General features: G+C 64.2%; 17 protein-coding genes and 2 tRNA genes. 1 reads left to right on the forward strand and 18 read right to left on the reverse strand.

What is annotated here, in order from left to right:
• Together Q0D45_RS16130 and Q0D45_RS16135 are read right to left on the reverse strand one after the other, a co-directional pair.
• Nucleotides 1-536: DUF4880 domain-containing protein (locus Q0D45_RS16130; protein ID WP_293395003.1), on the reverse strand; the 536-nt coding region annotated here is incomplete at its 3' end.
• A gap of 202 nt (nt 537-738) precedes the next feature.
• Complete coding sequence (locus Q0D45_RS16135) at nt 739-1,326, reverse strand: sigma-70 family RNA polymerase sigma factor (RefSeq protein WP_293395005.1); 588 nt, start codon at nt 1,324-1,326, stop codon at nt 739-741.
• Between the two features lie 303 nt (nt 1,327-1,629).
• On the opposite strand from Q0D45_RS16135, the gene Q0D45_RS16140 reads away from it, so the two are divergent.
• On the forward strand, nt 1,630-2,091 hold the full coding sequence (locus Q0D45_RS16140) for a hypothetical protein (protein ID WP_293395007.1): 462 nt from the start codon (nt 1,630-1,632) through the stop codon (nt 2,089-2,091).
• Between the two features lie 13 nt (nt 2,092-2,104).
• Here the strand turns inward: Q0D45_RS16140 and Q0D45_RS16145 are convergent.
• The 16 genes from Q0D45_RS16145 to leuD all read right to left on the reverse strand — a co-directional run bounded on the left by Q0D45_RS16145 (nt 2,105) and on the right by leuD (nt 15,724).
• Nucleotides 2,105-2,181 (reverse strand) — tRNA-Arg (locus Q0D45_RS16145).
• A gap of 322 nt (nt 2,182-2,503) precedes the next feature.
• Nucleotides 2,504-2,591: transfer RNA gene (locus Q0D45_RS16150), tRNA-Ser, on the reverse strand.
• A gap of 34 nt (nt 2,592-2,625) precedes the next feature.
• Nucleotides 2,626-3,294 carry an SPOR domain-containing protein gene (locus Q0D45_RS16155; RefSeq protein WP_293395009.1) on the reverse strand — a complete coding sequence of 223 codons (669 nt, stop codon included), beginning with the start codon at nt 3,292-3,294 and terminating at the stop codon, nt 2,626-2,628.
• Nucleotides 3,291-4,589 (reverse strand): bifunctional tetrahydrofolate synthase/dihydrofolate synthase, encoded by a 1,299-nt coding sequence (folC, locus tag Q0D45_RS16160; protein WP_293395011.1) that lies wholly within the window; start codon nt 4,587-4,589, stop codon nt 3,291-3,293. Before folC ends, Q0D45_RS16155 begins: the two co-directional genes overlap by 4 nt.
• Entirely contained in the window at nt 4,576-5,475 is a 900-nt protein-coding gene (accD, locus tag Q0D45_RS16165; protein WP_293395013.1) for an acetyl-CoA carboxylase, carboxyltransferase subunit beta, read from the reverse strand. The genes folC and accD overlap by 14 nt, the downstream gene beginning before the upstream one ends.
• An 89-nt stretch (nt 5,476-5,564) precedes the next feature.
• The gene (gene trpA / locus Q0D45_RS16170) at nt 5,565-6,374 is read right to left on the reverse strand and encodes a tryptophan synthase subunit alpha (RefSeq protein WP_293395015.1); all 810 of its coding nucleotides are present in this window, start codon (nt 6,372-6,374) and stop codon (nt 5,565-5,567) included.
• Nucleotides 6,375-6,432: 58 nt separating this feature from the next.
• The gene (gene trpB, locus Q0D45_RS16175) at nt 6,433-7,635 is read right to left on the reverse strand and encodes a tryptophan synthase subunit beta (RefSeq protein WP_293395017.1); all 1,203 of its coding nucleotides are present in this window, start codon (nt 7,633-7,635) and stop codon (nt 6,433-6,435) included.
• A 21-nt stretch (nt 7,636-7,656) separates the two neighbouring features.
• The gene (locus tag Q0D45_RS16180; RefSeq protein ID WP_293395019.1) at nt 7,657-8,307 is read right to left on the reverse strand and encodes a phosphoribosylanthranilate isomerase; all 651 of its coding nucleotides are present in this window, start codon (nt 8,305-8,307) and stop codon (nt 7,657-7,659) included.
• Nucleotides 8,304-9,086, reverse strand: coding sequence for a tRNA pseudouridine(38-40) synthase TruA (gene truA, locus Q0D45_RS16185; protein WP_293395021.1), 783 nt, complete (start codon nt 9,084-9,086; stop codon nt 8,304-8,306). Before truA ends, Q0D45_RS16180 begins: the two co-directional genes overlap by 4 nt.
• A 20-nt stretch (nt 9,087-9,106) precedes the next feature.
• The gene (locus tag Q0D45_RS16190; protein WP_293395023.1) at nt 9,107-11,185 is read right to left on the reverse strand and encodes a FimV/HubP family polar landmark protein; all 2,079 of its coding nucleotides are present in this window, start codon (nt 11,183-11,185) and stop codon (nt 9,107-9,109) included.
• A gap of 15 nt (nt 11,186-11,200) precedes the next feature.
• On the reverse strand, nt 11,201-11,374 hold the full coding sequence (locus Q0D45_RS16195) for a hypothetical protein (RefSeq protein WP_293395025.1): 174 nt from the start codon (nt 11,372-11,374) through the stop codon (nt 11,201-11,203).
• Nucleotides 11,375-11,494: 120 nt separating this feature from the next.
• The gene (locus Q0D45_RS16200) at nt 11,495-12,520 is read right to left on the reverse strand and encodes an aspartate-semialdehyde dehydrogenase (RefSeq protein WP_366946476.1); all 1,026 of its coding nucleotides are present in this window, start codon (nt 12,518-12,520) and stop codon (nt 11,495-11,497) included.
• Nucleotides 12,517-13,035 carry a DinB family protein gene (locus Q0D45_RS16205; RefSeq protein WP_293395029.1) on the reverse strand — a complete coding sequence of 173 codons (519 nt, stop codon included), beginning with the start codon at nt 13,033-13,035 and terminating at the stop codon, nt 12,517-12,519. Before Q0D45_RS16205 ends, Q0D45_RS16200 begins: the two co-directional genes overlap by 4 nt.
• Before the next feature lie 5 nt (nt 13,036-13,040).
• Nucleotides 13,041-14,141 (reverse strand): 3-isopropylmalate dehydrogenase, encoded by a 1,101-nt coding sequence (leuB, locus tag Q0D45_RS16210; protein ID WP_293395031.1) that lies wholly within the window; start codon nt 14,139-14,141, stop codon nt 13,041-13,043.
• Nucleotides 14,142-14,183: 42 nt separating this feature from the next.
• Nucleotides 14,184-15,053 carry a hypothetical protein gene (locus Q0D45_RS16215; RefSeq protein ID WP_293395032.1) on the reverse strand — a complete coding sequence of 290 codons (870 nt, stop codon included), beginning with the start codon at nt 15,051-15,053 and terminating at the stop codon, nt 14,184-14,186.
• 32 nt (nt 15,054-15,085) lie between these two features.
• Entirely contained in the window at nt 15,086-15,724 is a 639-nt protein-coding gene (gene leuD / locus Q0D45_RS16220) for a 3-isopropylmalate dehydratase small subunit (RefSeq protein ID WP_293395034.1), read from the reverse strand.
• Nucleotides 15,725-15,948: the final 224 nt, after the last annotated feature.

Raw genomic sequence — 15,948 nt, forward strand, 5'->3', positions numbered from 1 at the left:
ACCGAGAACGGCCGCGCCGAATCGTGTGCAACCTGGAACAGCGCGCGCCCGCGCAGCAGCACGATGCGGCGCTCGGCGGCGGTCATCTCGACTTCGATGGCGCTGCTGACGTCGAGTTCGATGGTCGAACCATCGTCGAGGGTCAGGCTGCGACGGCCGTTGGCATCATCAGCACTGGCATACATCGAAACGCCGGCAGACGGCCGCAGCACAGTAACGGCAGTGACGAACATGCCGACGGCGGCGACACTCGCGGCGAGCGCCATCGGCAGCCAGCGACGATAGTCACGGCGCGGCGCGGCGCTGCCTGCAAACGCTGCGTCGGCCATCGCCAGCAGTTCCGCATTGTCGGTGGCGAGTTGGTTGAAGCCCTGGTCGACACGACCGACCATCGTCCAAGCACGCGCGTGCGCCGGGCTGCGCAAGCGCCAGGATTCGAATGCTTTCCGCTCCTCCGCCGTGCACTCCGGCGACGCCAGACGAGCGGCCCAATGGGCGCTCTCGTCCAGCAATTGTCTTTCTTGTTGGCTGTTCATCGTCCAATTCTGCCATTGCCAGAGGGCAACGGCGATTCCGGCCGATGTTTTGGCCATTCAACCGCGTTCCGAGCCGACGACTCCTTTGTCAGGGTCCGGTCCAGTAGCCATCTGCCGACATCCGCAGACTCGTCGGGAAGCGCGTGACCTCCGGAGCGATTTCGTCACCAAGCGATCGCTTCAACGGGTCATTGCAACCTGGCTACATTCTCTTAGACGGATGGCGATCGTTTTCACCTACCTTCTTCATGCACACGGCCAGCGCGTGACTGATGTGCTTCTCGACCATCTTGACGCTGATGCCGCAGTGCTTGGCGATTTCCGGATAGGTCATGTGCTTGACCCGGCTCAGCAGGAACACCTGCTGACACTTGGTAGGCAGTTGCCGGATTGCCACCAGCAGCGTCGCCAGATCTTCGCAACCAGCGATCTGTCGCTCCGCCGACGGTTCGTGAGAAGCCAGTTCATGATCGTCGATGTTGCACTGATCGCTGACCCGCCGCGACTGATCCGCACGAGCGAAATCATTGGCCACGTTCGTTGCGATGCGAAACAGTAGTGAAGATGGCGAATGGATATCGCGTGCACCCTCGTACTGCATCATGCGGACGTACGCTTCCTGCGCAACGTCATTGGCATCTTCCGGCGTTCTCATCCGGCGTCTCAGGAAATTGACCAGCGCACCATGGTTTTCGCGAATCACCGCGTCCACCGAAAGCGCAGGCCGGACATTTTCCTCGACGGTCGACGTGAACGTCGTCGTAGCAGCCGCCAGCGTAAAAAGTCCCATAGCTGTTCGCCCTGTTCACCGCCACCGAAATGGCACCCGGAGGTTCTGAAAGAACACTCCGCCCCTTGTGCCTGACAGGGACTTAGCAAGCGATATGCCATGTTCACAGCGACACGCTCACCGATTGTTCTAACCATGACCGATCGATGGCAAGAATATGACTGCAGATCAGCAACCTGCCTCGAGAAAAATTTTCGAGTCGATTCTGGGGAGGTGGATTTCGGGGTGACCGAAAGAGGCTCGCGCGGTTGGCCGAAGCTCGGCCATGGGCAATAACAATCACGGCCTTGGTGCAGCGCAACCGTGACCCTGCTCACTTTTGGTGTCCGCGATCGGGCCGAAGCAAGGGGCATTGTTCGCTGGACGGCGAAATGCTGCCGTTCGTGCCAAGCCATCCACCCGCCATCAGTCTTTGGCTTCCTAATCGCCTTGCGCTATCCGGCGCTTCGATCTGGAATCACCTCAATGTCCGGGCTGCTGGCTTTCGCCGCTGCGCTTGCCGTGTCTTCCTCAGCCCCGGCCGCGAAACCAACCGCCAGCCCGCTGCCGCGCTGCTTCGTGAAGGTCAATCAGCCGGCGGCATCGGTCCGCTTCAATCGCACAAACATCCCCGCCAACATCTGCGTCAGCAACTGCGATGCGGCGATGGTGGGCGTCCATCGCGAGGAAGGTCAGATGGTTGGGCTGGCGATCTATACCGGCAGGCATTGTGGTGAGCCGGAAAAATCGCGCGCGAAGGCCAGCGCGAAAGCCAAGAAGCCTTGATCAGAAATAGAAATGGCGCGCCCGACTGGATTCGAACCAGTGACCCTCGGCTTAGAAGGCCGATGCTCTATCCGACTGAGCTACGGGCGCTTTGATTGATGCTTTTTTGAGTTCGATTTGATGCGCTGAAGCGGCTTCGAATCTCCCTTCGCTTACTACCTGTCGCTTGGGATTCATCCCTTCGGGCCCAGCCACTGCCGTGGCTTCGAATCTCTCTACGCTTACTACCTGTCGCTTGGGATTCGGCCCTTCGGGCCCAGGCCACTGCCGTGGCTTCGAATCTCTCTCCGCTAACTCCCTGCCGCTTGGGATTCGTCCCTTCGGGCCCAGCCACTGCCGTGGCTTCGAATCCCTCTCTCACTGCCGATCTGCTTTTCCAAAACACCGACATTGAGTCGGTGTTTTGGAAAAGTGGCGGAGAGAGAGGGATTCGAACCCCCGGAACCTTGCGGTTCAGCGGTTTTCAAGACCGCCGCAATCGACCACTCTGCCATCTCTCCGTTACCGCGCGCGCATTCTAGGCGTAGACGGCGTTCAACGCGATGCCTCCGATACGACTCGGGTTTGTGGATAGCCCTGCGTGGCTAACCGGGCTTGCGCGCTACGGGCGGCGGCCTCGGTTGAATACGGGCCGGCGCGCACCCTATGCAGGGTCTTGCCGTTGGCACCGGTGATCTTGCTGATCAGGCCGTGATGGCCCTGCTTGCCGATCAGGTTGACGATCGTCGCGGCGGTGCCGGCCTCGGCAAAGCTGCCGATCTGCACGTACCAGCCAGCGGCCGCCGGCTTGTCAGCCACCGCGGGCTTCGGCGGACTGGCTGGCACTTCAGCCGGTTTTGGTTTCGGCACCACGACCGGCGCCGGTGGCTTTACAGCCGGCTTCGGCACCGTCGGCTTGGCAACCTCGGGGGCCGGTTTCGGAGTGCTTGGCGCCTCGGCCTGATCGCTGCTCAGATCAGAGATTGCGACTTCGTCGCCAAGCTGCTCATCCGGATTCGCCGCTGATTCAGGCGAGGTGTAGTCATCGGGCGGCGGCACGGCATCGGCTTCGGTGACCTGCAGGCTCTCGCCGCTGAGGCTGACCGTGGTCGACGGCTCGACCTCGTTGCGTGCCGGCGCGCCGGGCAGCAGCAGCGACAGCAAAAACGCCAGAGTCAGCAGGACGGCAAGGCCGATCAGGCGGCGGCGAAAAACTTCGTTCATCGACAGTTCTCGAGTGCAGCTGCCACGGTCAGGAACGATCCACAGACCACGATGCGATCACCCGGTTCGGCGACGGCGCGGGCTGCGGCTATTGCATCACGGACCGTGCCGGCTTCGTGCGCCACCAGACCGGACTGTCTCGCGATGGCAGCGAGCTGATCGTCGTCGAGTCCGCGCGGCGGCGGCAAGCCGACACACCATACCGCGTCGACGACCGTGGCCAGCACCTTGCAGACTTCGGCGACGGGTTTGTCGGCGAGCATGCCGAGCACCAGCCAGGTGCGGCCTGTGCAGGGCTCCGCACGCAGCTGTGCGGCCAGCACCGTGGCCGATTCGAGGTTGTGGGCGACATCGAGGATCAGCCCGTCATGACGCTGATAGCGCCCCTGCAGCGCCAGACCGCGCAAGCCAGCTTCGATCGCGCTGCGTTTGACCGGCAAGCGATCCTGGAGGGCTTCGACCAGCGCCAGCACGCCAGCGGCGTTGTCGATCTGGAAAGCACCGGGCAGCGCCGGTAGCGGCAACTCGCGGTACTCGGCACCCTCGTCTTTCCAGCTCCAGGCAGCATCGCCGCGGACGACGTCGAACTGCCGACCAGCCACGGTCCAGCGTGCGCCGATCCGACGCGCTTCCGCTTCGACGCTGGCCGGCGGCTCGCGCTCGGCGCAGATTGCTGGGCGTCCCGCGCGATAGATGCCGGCTTTCTCGCGGCCGATGCTGTCGCGATCGGGGCCGAGCCAGTCGGTGTGATCGAGGCCGATATTGGTCACCAACGCAGCATCGGCATCGACGATGTTGACGGCATCGAGCCGTCCGCCGAGGCCGACTTCCAGCACCTGCACCGTGCAGCCCGATTCGCGGAACAGCCACAGCGCCGCCAAGGTGCCGAACTCGAAATAGGTCAGCGGCAGATCGCCGCGCGCGGCATCGATCGCGGTGAAAGCGGCGCAGATCGCCTCATCGGCGGCTTCGATGCCGTCGATGGCGATGCGTTCGTTGTAGCGCAGCAGATGCGGCGACAGGTAGCGGCCGGCGTGATAGCCCGCGGCCTGCCAGATGCCTGCCGCGAGCGTCGCCGACGAGCCCTTGCCGTTGGTGCCAGCGATCGTCGCCGTGATGCAGGGCGCGGTCAGCAGGCCCAGCCGCTCGGCAACCAGCCGCGAGCGCGTAAGCCCAAGTTCGATCGAACGGGGATTGAGCTGTTCCTGCCAGGCCAGCCAGTCGGCCAGCCGCCAGTCACTGCGCGCGGTGCTGCCGTCGGAAGCGACCGCAGCGTCACTGTCAGTGCGCGGCACCGGCCCCCGGCGAGGACGCCGCCGGGATGCCCGGCGCGAAGTGGGTCAGCATGGCCAGCAGGCGGTGCAGCTTTTCGCGCAGCTCGCGGCGGTCGACAATCATGTCGATGGCGCCTTTCTCGAGCAGGAACTCGGCGCGCTGGAAACCTTCCGGCAGCTTCTGGCGCACGGTCTGCTCGATCACTCTCGGGCCGGCAAAACCAATGAGCGCCTTCGGTTCGGCGATGTTGATGTCGCCGAGCATCGCCAGCGAGGCCGACACGCCACCCATGGTCGGATGGGTCAGCACCGAGATGAACGGCAGGCCGCGCTCGGCAAGCTTGGCGAGTGCGGCGCTGGTCTTGGCCATCTGCATCAGCGAGAACAGCGATTCCTGCATGCGCGCGCCGCCCGAGGCTGCGAAGCAGATCACCGGGCAACCATGCTCGAGCGCGGCATTGACACCGCGGACGAATTTCTCACCGACCACGGAGCCCATCGAGCCGCCCATGAAGCCGAACTCGAACACGCAGACCACCACCGGCAGGCCCATCAACTGGCCGCGGATGACGACCAGCGCGTCTTCCTCGTCCGTGTCTTCTCGGGCTTCGGTCAGGCGCTCGGTGTACTTGCGCGAGTCCTTGAACTTCAGCGGATCGGTGGAACGAACCCGGGCGCCGATCTCGACTTTCGGCTCGGCATCGAGAAAGTGGCTGATCCGCGCGCGGGCGGCGATCGGCCGATGGGCGCTGCACTTCGGGCAGACCTCCAGGGTGCGCTCCAATTCGGCGCGATAAAGCACCGACTGGCAGGAATCGCACTTCATCCACAAGCCTTCGGGAACGCTCTTCTTGCGTACGCCGCCGGTCAGCAGTTTCGATCCGGAGATTTTTTCAAGCCAGCTCATCGAGGAGTTTTCCGCTTGCGAAGGTCGGGACGACCTTGGGAGTTCAACAGAAAGAGTTCAACAGGAATTGCAACGATCAGGCCAGAACTTCAGTTCAGGGCATCGAGTGCGGCGCGCATCTGGGCGAGCTGCGATTTCAGCAGGTCCGGCAGCACTTCGGGTGTCGACTGGTGCTTTTCAATCTGCGACACCAGCGCACTGCCCACCACCACGCCATCAGCCACGGCACCGACTTTCGCGGCTGATTCAGCATCGCGAATGCCGAAGCCGACTGCAACCGGCAAGGCGGTATGGCGGCGAATCTGCTCGAGCTTGGCGGTGACGCTGTCGATATCCAGCGAGGCCGAGCCAGTGACCCCTTTCAGGGACACGTAGTACAGATAGCCGCTGGCTTCGCGGGCAATCGCTTCGATACGGGCATCGGAGCTGGTCGGCGCCAGCAGGAAGATCAGATCGAGCCCGAACGAGCGAACCTTCGGCGCGAACTCCGGCGCTTCCTCGACCGCGAGATCGACGATCAGCACGCCGTCGACGCCGGATTCCCTGGCCAGCGTGCAGAACGCATCCAGGCCGCGGGTCTCGATCGGGTTCAGGTAACCCATCAACACGACCGGCGTGCGGCTGTCGGTCTTGCGGAACTCGGCAACCATCGCGCAGCAGTTCCACAAGGATGTGTTGTGGATCAGCGCGCGTTCACAGGCGAGTTGAATGGTCGGGCCATCGGCCATGGGGTCCGAGAAGGGCACGCCGAGTTCGATGATGTCCGCCCCGCCCGCCACCAGCGCGTGCATCAGGCCGACGGTATGGCTGGGGTGCGGATCACCGGCGGTGATGAACGGAATCAGCGCCTTGGCGCCTCGCGCTTTCAACGCCGAAAGCGTGCTCTCAATACGGCTCATGAGTTCGTGCTTTTTTGAGCAGTCCGGGCACGGATGCCCGGTCGCTTGAACAGGATGTTCATAACAGGCTGATTCCTTCGCGCTTGGCGATCGTGAAGATGTCCTTGTCGCCGCGGCCGGACAGGTTGACGACGATGATTTGGTCCTTAGCCATCGTTGGCGCGAGCTTCTTGGCGTAGGCAATCGCATGTGAAGGTTCGAGCGCCGGGATGATGCCTTCGACACGCGTCAGTTCGTGGAAGGCTTCGAGCGCTTCGTCGTCGGTCACCGACACGTAGTTGACCCGGCCGATGTCCTTCAACCAGGCGTGCTCGGGGCCGACGCCGGGATAGTCGAGACCGGCGGAGATCGAATGGGTGCCGATGATCTGGCCGTTGTCGTCGGCCATCACGTAAGTGCGATTGCCGTGCAGCACGCCCGGCTTGCCGGCCGATAGCGGTGCCGCATGGCGGCCGGTCTCGATGCCATCACCGCCGGCTTCGACGCCGTACATCTTGACCTCGTCGTACTGGATCAGCGGATGGAACAGGCCGATGGCATTGCTGCCGCCGCCGACGCAGGCGACCAGCGCATCCGGCAGACGGCCGAGCTGGTTCTGCGATTGGGTGATGACTTCGCGGCCGACCACCGCGTTGAAATCGCGCACCAGCATCGGATACGGATGCGGGCCGGCGACGGTGCCGATCACATAGAAGGTGTCGTCGACATTGGTGACCCAGTCGCGCAACGCTTCGTTGAGCGCGTCCTTCAGGGTCTTGGTGCCGCTCTGTACCGGGATCACTTCGGCACCGAGCAGCTTCATGCGGTAGACGTTCGGGCTCTGCCGCTCGACGTCGTCGGCGCCCATGTAGACCACGCATTTCAAGCCAAGGCGGGCTGCGATCGTCGCCGACGCCACGCCATGCTGGCCGGCGCCGGTCTCGGCGATGATCCGGGTCTTGCCAAGATGCTTGGCGAGCAGCGCCTGGCCCACGGTGTTGTTGATCTTGTGGGCGCCGGTGTGGTTCAGATCTTCGCGCTTCAGGAAAATCTGCGCGCCGCCCCACTTCTTGGTCAGCCGCTCGGCGGGATACAGCGGGCTGGGACGGCCGACGTAGAGCGCCAGATCCTTGTCGAGCTCGGCGCGAAACGCCGGGTCGACTTTCAGCATGTTGTAGGCCGCTTCCAGCTCGCGCAGCGGCTCCATCAAGGTTTCGGCGACGAAACGGCCACCGTAGGGGCCGAAATGGCCCCGGGCGTCAGGCAGGTTTTCGTAGATCATCTAAGGCGATGGAACTCGATTTCAGGAAAGCTGGTCGGCGCGGTGAACCTCGCGCACGAAGTCGCGCATTTTGCCTGAATCCTTCCTGCCCGGCGCCGCTTCGATACCGCTGGAAACATCGACGGCAAAAGGTCGTGCCGCCGCGATCGCCGCCGCGACGTTATCCGGCCGGATGCCGCCGGCCAGCATGATCGGCAGCGCCACCGCGCCGGTTGCCTGCTGCCAGTCGAAAGCCAGGCCCTGCCCGCCCAGACCACCCGGCGCGTGGCCGTCGAGCAACAGCGCGGCGGCCGTCGCGTATTCGGCCGCGATCGCCGCCAGCGGGCGCGTCTGGTGCTGCATGGCGATCGCTTTCAGATACGGATGACCGAAGCTGGCGCAGAACTCGGCAGATTCCTCACCGTGGAACTGCAACAGGCTCGGCCTGATCACCCGCAACACCTCGTGCACCAGCGCGGCATCCGGATTGCGCAGCAGCACCACGCTGCTGACCAAAGGCGAGATCGTCTTTTTCAACCCAGCCGCCGCTTCCAGGCTCACGGCGCGTAGGCTTTGCGGGACCAGGATCAGGCCAACCGCATCGACGCCGAGCGCGACCGCTTCCGCGATGTCGTCGGCGCGAGTGAAGCCGCAGAACTTGATGCGGGTGCGGCGAAAGGCGGCAGCGCTCATGCGGGAAACCAGGGCTCGGACGGCGGCGGCAGGCCGAATTCGGCCGGGTAATCGGGGCCGACAAAATACAGGCCTTGCGCGGCCGCCGTCATGCCCGACCGGCTGCGATCGCGTCCAGCCAGCAGTTCGGCGATCCAGGCGGCCGGACGGCGACGGCTGCCAATCTCCAGCAGGCTGCCAGTGATGTTGCGGACCATGTGATGCAGGAAGGCGTTGGCGCGGACATCGATGACCACGAACTGCCGGCTGCGCCAGACGCGGAGGCTTTCCAGCGTGCGCGTCGCCGTTTTCGCCTGGCATTCGGCGGCGCGGAAGGCCGAGAAATCATGCTCGCCGACCAGTGCCTGCGCGGCTTCGTGCATGGCGTCGGCATCCAGCGCATGGGCGATCCAGGTCGCCCGTTCGGCGAGCAGTGCCGAGCGGGCGCGATCGTTGTGGATCACGTAGCGATAGCGGCGCGAGATCGCACTGAATCGGGCACTGAAATCACCGATCACCGGCTGCACCCAGCGCAAGGCGACGTCCGGCGGCAGGCGCGAATTGCAGCCGAGCAGCCAGCCGTAGGGATCACGCGCGGCGGCGCTGTCGAAATGCACGACCTGGCCGAGCGCGTGCACGCCGGAATCGGTACGGCCGGCACAGATGGTCGCCACCGGCTGGTTGGCGACCGAACTCAGTGCGGCTTCGACCGCGCCCTGCACGCTCGGCCGTCCCGCCTGGATCTGCCAGCCCGAGTAGCGCGAGCCGTGGTACTCGACGCCGGCGACCCAGCGGACCATGCCGGCCTGTGGGACGTCGTTCAGCCTGCGTCCTTCAGGCGCAACTGCAGCGCCTCGGCTTCGATTTTCTGGTCGTCGCTGCCGGTGGCAATGACTTCGGTGAGCAGGTTGCCGGCCGCCTCGATGTCGCCCATGTCGGCATAGGCGCGCGCCAGATCGAGCTTGGTATCGATCTCGTCGACACCCGCCGACAGCGGATGCTCGGGCTCTGGCTCGGCGCTCGCTTCCAGCTCGTCGAAACTGAACTCGATCAGACGCGGATCGAGCGGCGGCTCGGCCTGCGATTCGGCGGCCAGATCGAAGCGGCTCAAATCGATATCGGCCAGCGGATCGACGTCGCGAGGCTCAGGCTGAATCGGGGCTGCATCCGGCACCGGTTCAAGTACCGGCGGCGCAACCAACGGTGCCGGGGCAAGCGCCTCTGGGCTGATCCCGGAGTTGATTTCGACCTGGGTTTCAGGCTTCGCGTCGAGCTTGATCTCCGGCTTTTCGAGATCGGAGTCGAGATCGAAGTCGGTGACCGAAAGTTCGGCAGGCGGCGCCTTGGCGGCAGCGGCGGCCGCGTAAACCTCGGCGAGCTTCCGCTGCAGATCGACGCGCTCCGGCTCTTCGGCGATCGCCTGACTCAGCATCTGGACCGCTTCGTCGTGCAGTCCGTAAGCGAGGTGGAAATCGGCTTCGGTCAGCGGGTCAACGCCATCCAGCTTGAGGACAGACGCCGCTCGCTCGTCTTCCGCCAGCAAGGCTTCGCCGTCTTCCGGCAGCGGCGGCGGTTCGGATTCGACGAGCCTGGCTTCAGGCTCGGGTTGGGCTTCCGGTGTCGGTTCGGCTGGCGCTTCTGGCTCCTTCGGCTCACTCGGCGCAGGCGTGGAGGCTTCGGCATCCGCCGCGGCACTCAAAGTCGAACGCCGGGTTTCGGGCTCCGCTGCAGCAATCACCGGCATCGACAACCAGATCGTGTCCGGCGGCGGCGCCTTGGCTTTCGGCTTAGGCTTGGAGCGACGCCTCGACACCACCAGCATCAGCAGGAAGATCAGCACCAGCAGACCGCCGATCAGCGGCCACGACAGGCCGAAATCTTCGAACGAGAACGTCGAAGCGGCCGCCGCTGGTTCGGCAATCGGCGCCGGTGCTGGCACAGCCGCCGGTTCGGGCGTGCTGGCCGCCGGGACTTCGGCGACGGGTTCCGCCGGGGTTTCAGCGGTCGGCAGCGTCGCTTCAGATACCCTGGCCGCTTCGGTCGTTGTCGGGGCCGGCGCTGGCACTGCCTCGGCTTCGGCTTCGGCTTCGGCGAGGACTGGTGCCGGAGCTGGCACCACTGGCGCCGGCGGCTCGACCACCGCAGCCGCGGGCGCGAGGCTGCGGGCCGGCGCTGCCGTCGAGGCCGAACGGCCCACCGGCTGAGGTCGCAGTTCAGCTACCTGGTTGTGGGCAGCCTCTGCGTCGACTGCCGTCACCTGCGCGGCCGTCGGCACGGTCAACAAACTGCCGGTGAGCAGACGGTTGATGCTGCCGCCGCCGAAAGCCTGGGGATTGGCCTGGTAGATCGCCAGCACCATCTGCTCCATCGTCACTTCGGACGACAGCCGCAACTCCCGGGCGATGCTCCACAGCGTCTGGGTTTCCAGCACCGGGCCGTAGACGTCACCGTTCGCAGCCACTGGTGCGGCAGGTGCTGCAGTCCTCACGACCTTGGTTGGCGCCGGAGTCGCGGCAGCCATCTCGACCGGAAGCCGGTCCAGACCATTGTTGACTTCAGCACCAGCCGCGACGCCAGCCTCAGCGAAAGATGGGCTGCTGGACGGCGCACCCAACTGGGCGTCGGAGCCGCCGTCAGCATCCGCAGCCGCCAGTTCTTCCGGTGCCAGCGCAGCAGCTACGAGTTCGGCTGGGGGTTCGGCAGCAGGCTCGCCCGGCGGATCGAGCAGCACGGTGTACTCGCGCAGGAAGCGTCCACCGTTCCAGCGGGCCTGGACGATGAAATTGACGAACGGGTCGCGCACCACCTGATCGCTGATGACCTTGATGGCGCCGACACCGAGCACGAACTTCAAGGTCGACACGAAGCTCGAACGATCGATGCCGGAACGCGCGAACACTTCGTCCGAGGCGAGCTAGACGGTCAGGCTTTCGAGGTCTTCCGGCTCCGCCGACAGCACCGGGATGGTCGCCAGAAAGCGCTGGTTGAGCCGGGAACGGAGCTCGATGTCGCCCAGGCCAAGGGCCTGAGCCGAGATCATCCACAGCGTCGGCGCCAGGACTGTCAGCGCAGTCAGATTTCGCAACATGAGGTTCCCCGTGGTCTCGAGCCGGCAACGCCGGCAGCCGCCGTCGCCGCGACCTTGTCGACCGTCTTTATACCTTATGAATCAAGGGAACCGTCACGCCGGCATGACCGGCGTGAGGTCTCACAGGTACGAACGGATCAGCACTTCGGCGATCTGGATCGAGTTCAGCGCCGCCCCCTTGCGGATGTTGTCCGACACCACCCAGAGATTCAGGCCGCGCGGATGCGAAATGTCCTCGCGGATACGGCCGACGAAGGTCGCATCCTTGCCCGAGGCATCACTGACTGCAGTCGGATAACCGCCGTCTTCATGACGATCGATGACGATCACGCCCGGCGCCTTTTCCAGCAGCGCGCGCGCTTCGGCGGCGGTGATCTTCTTCTTGGTCTCGATGTGGATCGCTTCCGAGTGGCCGTAGAACACCGGCACGCGGACGGCGGTCGGGTTCACCTGGATGGTCTCGTCGCCCATGATCTTGCGGGTCTCCCAGACCATCTTCATCTCTTCCTTGGTGTAGCCGTTGTCCTGGAAGACGTCGATCTGCGGGATGACGTTGAAGGCGATCTGCTTCGGGTAGACCTTGGGCACCGCGTCCTGGAAGTTCAGGAGTGCTGCGGTCTGGCGACCCAACTCTTCGATCGCGTCCTTGCCGGTGCCGGACACGCTCTGGTAGGTGCAGACATTGATGCGCTCGATGCCGACCGCGTCATGGATCGGCTTCAGGGCGACCAGCATCTGGATCGTCGAGCAGTTCGGGTTGGCGATGATGCCGTGCTTCTTGTAGCCGGCAATCGCTTCCGGATTCACTTCCGGCACGACCAGCGGAATATCGTCGACATAACGGAACTGCGAAGTGTTGTCGATCACCACGCAGCCGGCCGCTGCGGCTTTTGGCGCGTAGATCGCCGAGACGCTGGCGCCCGGCGAGAACAGGCCGATCTGCACCTTGCTGAAGTCGAAGGTCGCGAGATCTTCGACGACCAGATCGCGATTGCCGAACTTCACCGTCGAACCGGCGCTGCGCTCGGAGGCCAGCGCGTACACCTTGCCAACCGGGAACTCGCGCTGCTTGAGAATGGACAGCATCTGCTCGCCCACGGCACCGGTTGCACCGACCACTGCCACGTCATACGTCTTGCTCATCAGAAGGACTCTTTCGCTTGCGCGTAATCGAAATAGAAAATGGGGAAATCGAACACCGGCGCTTCGCAGCCAAGCTGAGTCAGCGCCGTTGAAACTTGGCCACGGTGATGCGCGCCGTGGGTGAACATGGTGTGCACCGCCACCGAGCGTGGCAGGCGATGCTCACTGCCAGCCGTGCTGCGGTAATCGAACTCGGCGAGCAGCAATTCATCCGGCGTGTCATCGATGTAGCGCAGCCACTCGTCCGCCGAGGCCAGCATCCGCGTCTTCAGCTGCACGCGATCGGCTTCGACTTCCATCGCCAGATCGGTGATCGGCAGCGGCGCGCCGGCAAGGCGCGACTGCCACATCAGATCGGCCAGCAGCAGGTGATTGATCGAGCCGTGCACGGACTTGAAGAACAGGCCGACATCGCGGCGATAGGCTTCATCGCTCAAGCCATCGGCCACTGCGAACAGCCGCTGGTGGCACCAGCGGTTCCAGCCGGCCATCGCTCGCAGATGTTCGCGGTAGGTCATCGGCGTCAGCCCAGCGCCGCGATCACGGCATCACCCATCGCCACGGTGTTGACCGTCGCCTCGCCAGGCTTGGCGATATCGCCGGTGCGCAGGCCCGAAGCCAGCACCTTGCGCACTGCGGCTTCGATGGCACCGGCAAGATCACTGCGCGCCAGCGTGTAGCGCAGCATCATCGCCACCGACAGCAGCATGGCCAGCGGATTGGCGATGCCCTTGCCGGCGATGTCCGGCGCCGAGCCGTGGCTCGGCTCGTACATGCCCTGGCCGCGCTCGTTGAGGCTGGCCGACGGCAGCATGCCGATCGAGCCGGTCAGCTGGGCGGCGATATCGGACAGGATGTCGCCGAACATGTTGCTGGTCACCACCACGTCGAACTGCTTCGGCGCGCGCACCAGCTGCATCGCGGCGTTGTCGACCAGCATGTGGCTCAGGCTCACGTCCGGATAATCCCTGGCGACCTCGATCACCACCTCGCGCCACAGCTGCGAGGACTCCAGCACATTGTTCTTGTCGACCGAGCAGAGCTTCTTGCCGCGCAGGCGCGCCGCTTCAAAAGCGGTGCGGGCGATGCGGGCGATCTCGAAGTCCGAATAGGCCTCGGTATCGCGGGCCACGCGGGCACTTGGAATGATCTGGCTACCGACCTTGTAGTCAGTCTCGACACCGGTCTGCCGCTTGCCGAAATAGATGCCGCCGGTCAGTTCGCGGACGATCAGGATGTCGAGATTGGCGACCAGCTCCGGCTTCAGCGACGAAGCATCGGCCAGTTCCGGATAGAGCAGCGCCGGCCGCAAGTTCGAGAACAGACCGAGCGCGGCACGAATGCCGAGCAGGCCGCGCTCCGGGCGCAGTTCCCTTGGCAGCTTGTCGTACTGCGGCCCACCGACCGCGGCGAGCAGAATCGCGTCGGCAGCCTTCGCAGCTTCCAGGGTAGCCGGCGGCAGCGGATGGCCGGCCGCGTCATAGCCGGCGCCGCCGATCGGGGCGCTGGTCCAGCTGACGTCGAGGCCGTGGCGGTCGCGCAGCACGGTCAGCAGCTTTTCAGCTTCGGCGGTGATTTCCGGGCCGATACCATCGCCGGGGAGCAGCAGGATCTTCTGGGTCATGTCGTGTTCAGTCGTGGTCGGGATCGCCGCCGTCGCAGTCGATCAATCGAGTGCGTAAGCGCGCAGTTCGTTGTTCAGCATCATCGGCACCAGCAGCCGCTTGTTCGGACCCATGCCGATGTCGGCACTGCCCTGCTCCAGCAGCAGCCAGAGGTTCGCTTCACCGGTCGCGGAGATCTTGTAGACGTTGCCGTGCATCCAGTCGCTGACGATGTAGCCGCCCTTGCCGTCGCTGACCAGGCCGTCGATGTTGGCGAACGGGATCGGCGCGAAGCGCGGTTCGAACGCGGCCGTGCTGCGATCGACGCTTTGCAGATAACCCATTTCCGAGGTCTCCAGGCCGTTGCCGGTCATGACGCCCCAGCTGCCGACGATCAGCTTGCCGCCTTCAACCAGCAGGCCATTCGGCCCTTCGAGCTTCGGGCTGCTCAGCATCACACCGAAGCTGGTGCCGGACAGGCGCCAGATGGTGTTGGTCGCGGTGTCCGAGACGTAGACGCGGCCAGCGGCATCGACGGCGACATCGTTCAGGAACTTGGCACCAGCGGCCTTGTAACGCGCCGTGATCCGGCTGTTACCGGTGTCGACCACGACCAGTTCATCGATATCGGCGATGTACAGATAGCCGCTGTTGTAGGCCAGACCTTTCGGCGCATTCAGGCCCTTGAGCCATTCGCGCTTGATCATCTTGCCGTCCGGGCTCACCCGGGAGATGAAGCCATTGCGGTCCTTCGCCGTGCCCTCGCCATTGACGTTGGAGACGTAGAGCAGATCCTGCTGCTTCGCGTAGACCACCGATTCCGGCTGGGCGAAGCCGGTCAAGGTCCACACCGGCTCCGGGCCGATGGCCTGAGCCGGCAGCACAGCGATCATCAAGGCGACGAGCGAAAGACACTTCAGCAGACTGTTCATCGGACAACTCCTTGTCGGTACGGCTCGAAAACTCAGGCAAAAAGCCAGGGCGCGTCGATCCTGCGCTTGGCTTCATAGGTGCGGATCGCATCGGCATGCTGCAAGGTCAGGCCGATTTCGTCGAGGCCGCGGATCAGGCAGTCCTTGCGGAATGGGTCGATTTCGAAGCCGAACTTGAGGCCGCCCGGCGTCGAGACGGTCTGCGCCGGCAAGTCGATGGTCAAGGCGAACTCGCTGCTGCTGGCACTTTCCGCGAACAGCGCATCGATCTCGGCCTCCTTCAGCGCCAGCGGGAAGAAGCCGTTCTTGAAGCTGTTGTTGAAGAAGATGTCGGCGAAGCTCGGCGCAATCACGGCGCGGAAGCCGTAATCGGTCAGCGCCCAGACCGCATGTTCGCGCGACGAGCCGCAGCCGAAGTTCTCGCGCGCCAGGAGCACGGTCGAGCCTGCGTACTTGGCATCGTTGAGCACGAAGTTCGGATTCTTGCGACGCGTTGCCGGATCGATGTCGAGATCGCCCTTGTCGAGGTAGCGCCAGTCATCGAACAGGAACGGGCCGAAACCAGTCTTCTTGATCGACTTCAAGTACTGCTTCGGAATGATCGCGTCGGTGTCGACGTTGGCACGGTCGAGCGGGGCGACCTTGCCGGTGACGATGGTGAATGGCTGCATGGGTGACTCCATCAGGTTCTGAAGCGAAAAGCCTGCTCACGCAAAGGCGCAAAGACGCCAGGGAAAAACCAAGAAAAGTGGTTGCCGTTCTCGTGATGCTTTTCTTTGCACCTTTGCGTCTTTAGCGTCTTTGCGTGAGATCGCCTTACTGCAAGCTACGAATATCGACAAACCGCCCAGCCACCGCCGCCGCCGCCGCCATCGCTGGAGACACCAGATGCGTG

This window comes from Nevskia sp. (genome assembly GCF_023266035.1).
Lineage (GTDB): Bacteria > Pseudomonadota > Gammaproteobacteria > Nevskiales > Nevskiaceae > Nevskia.

Excerpts from the sequence above, each read along its gene's own strand:
- Q0D45_RS16195 (WP_293395025.1), bottom strand. The coding sequence starts at position 11,374 with ATGTTGCGAAATCTGACTGCGCTGACAGTCCTGGCGCCGACGCTGTGG.
- truA (WP_293395021.1), bottom strand. The coding sequence starts at position 9,086 with ATGGTCCGCTGGGTCGCCGGCGTCGAGTACCACGGCTCGCGCTACTCG.
- Q0D45_RS16180 (WP_293395019.1), bottom strand. The coding sequence starts at position 8,307 with ATGAGCGCTGCCGCCTTTCGCCGCACCCGCATCAAGTTCTGCGGCTTC.
- trpA (WP_293395015.1), bottom strand. The coding sequence starts at position 6,374 with ATGAGCCGTATTGAGAGCACGCTTTCGGCGTTGAAAGCGCGAGGCGCC.
- leuB (WP_293395031.1), bottom strand. The coding sequence starts at position 14,141 with ATGACCCAGAAGATCCTGCTGCTCCCCGGCGATGGTATCGGCCCGGAA.
- Q0D45_RS16135 (WP_293395005.1), bottom strand. The coding sequence starts at position 1,326 with ATGGGACTTTTTACGCTGGCGGCTGCTACGACGACGTTCACGTCGACC.
- leuD (WP_293395034.1), bottom strand. The coding sequence starts at position 15,724 with ATGCAGCCATTCACCATCGTCACCGGCAAGGTCGCCCCGCTCGACCGT.
- accD (WP_293395013.1), bottom strand. The coding sequence starts at position 5,475 with ATGAGCTGGCTTGAAAAAATCTCCGGATCGAAACTGCTGACCGGCGGC.
- Q0D45_RS16215 (WP_293395032.1), bottom strand. The coding sequence starts at position 15,053 with ATGAACAGTCTGCTGAAGTGTCTTTCGCTCGTCGCCTTGATGATCGCT.
- trpB (WP_293395017.1), bottom strand. The coding sequence starts at position 7,635 with ATGATCTACGAAAACCTGCCTGACGCCCGGGGCCATTTCGGCCCCTAC.
- Q0D45_RS16155 (WP_293395009.1), bottom strand. The coding sequence starts at position 3,294 with ATGAACGAAGTTTTTCGCCGCCGCCTGATCGGCCTTGCCGTCCTGCTG.
- Q0D45_RS16205 (WP_293395029.1), bottom strand. The coding sequence starts at position 13,035 with ATGACCTACCGCGAACATCTGCGAGCGATGGCCGGCTGGAACCGCTGG.